Below are 610 nucleotides of genomic sequence, written 5' to 3'. Positions count from 1 at the left end.
GACAGCTTATTTACATAATTTTCGTTATCGGTAATAAAAAAGGATCTTTGATACAGAAGATCCTTTTTTATTTGTCAATACGCAGGGGTCTTATTTTGTTTTACAAAACGAAGAAACGATTTAACAAAATGGTGGGATACTCTGTGGATGATGAAATACATTTTCGGGATCATATTTTGTTTTTACTTTTTGAAGTCTTTTAAAGTTTGATCTCCAATAGGCGTCTCCAAAATGTTTGATACTTTCGTCTGGAACGTTAACATAGGAACCAACTGTATATGGTTTTAACAGCTTACGCACTTTTTCGACTGATGCAAGACTACTAGCTTCTTCTGATGGATCAACCCAAGTAGCATTCCATTCCGTGTAAAACAGTGGAGTGCGCCAATAGAAGGCTGTTTCGTCTTTCGGTACGTTTCTAATGGCACCTCCCCAATTTTGAAAATAGAATTCGGATTCTGTTCCTGGTGCTTTTTCTAAAAATTGTTTCATGACCGTAATTGGTTTTTCTGTCCAAAGGTTGTTACTCCAAGATGAAGAGAATTTAAAATTTTGATCTGCAAAGGGTGGTTCCGGAGGATCGAGGAAATCGATACACTCTGGATATGAA

Annotated in this window: 1 protein-coding gene; it reads right to left on the bottom strand. The window is 36.6% G+C overall.

The window, feature by feature from the left end; translation table 11 throughout:
- Window positions 1-120 precede the first annotated feature (120 nt).
- A partial coding sequence (locus AC1DJR_RS32685) for a BBE domain-containing protein (RefSeq protein ID WP_477004540.1) occupies window positions 121-610 on the bottom strand: 490 nt, incomplete at its 5' end.

Source organism: Bacillus sp. 05T31 (genome assembly GCF_056396725.1).
This window is presented reverse-complemented; position numbering and strand designations above follow the sequence as displayed.